Annotated in this window: 1 protein-coding gene; it reads left to right on the top strand. The window is 67.3% G+C overall.

Annotated elements, in window-relative coordinates; genetic code table 11:
- Positions 1-122: 122 nt before the first annotated feature.
- On the top strand, positions 123-795 hold a 673-nt coding region (locus P0D62_RS18990), incomplete at its 3' end, for a transposase (protein ID WP_319947022.1).

The following is a 795-nucleotide window of genomic DNA, read 5'->3' as shown; positions in this document are numbered from 1 at the left end:
GCCTCGAGATTTCACGGGGGTGTGGTCTCGACCGGCGGAATGAATGGCGAAAGGTGCTCCTGGCCTGGGATGATACGAGGTGTTGAGACCCGTAGCCATCCGCTGGAAGGAGCACCTTTCAGGTGTCCCACCCTACCTTGTTCTTCTACCCCCGTCCGCGGGTGGACGTCGCCGAGGTTCCGGCCCTCGCGCATGCGGGCGCTGTGCTGCTGACCGACACGATTCACGCCACTGGCCTCGCTGCTTCGCTGCGTGAGGCGCTGGATTCGTGGACGAAACCGCTGGCAGAGCATCACAGCTCGAAGGTCCTGCTGGATCTCGCACTCACTCTCGCGATCGGCGGCGAGCACGCTTCGGATGCTGATCTGCTGCGGTGCGAACCGGACCTGTTCGGTGACGTCGCCTCGGCCCCCACGATCTCCCGCATGCTCACCACGCTGGCTGAGGACGCGCCCGCCGTGATCGAGGCGATCTCGAATGCCCGTCGCGCCGCGCGGGAACGGGCCTGGGCCTTGGCCGGGGAGCACTCCCCCGCCGCGGGGGCCAGTGCGAAGAGCCCGCTGGTCATCGACCTCGACGCCACCCTGATCAACGTCCACAGCGAGAAGGAGCAGGCCGCACCGACGTTCAAACGCGGCTTCGGCTATCACCCTCTGTGCGCGTTCCTCGACCACGGCAGCGAAGGGACTGGGGAACCGCTGGCGATCCATCTCCGCCCCGGCAACGCCGGCTCGAACACCGCGGCTGATCACATCACCGTCACCAAGGCCGCGCTCGCGCAGCTCCCACCAGCCC

Origin of the sequence: Tessaracoccus caeni (assembly GCF_029211185.1) — a bacterium.
Taxonomy (GTDB): domain Bacteria; phylum Actinomycetota; class Actinomycetes; order Propionibacteriales; family Propionibacteriaceae; genus Arachnia; species Arachnia caeni.
This window is presented reverse-complemented; position numbering and strand designations above follow the sequence as displayed.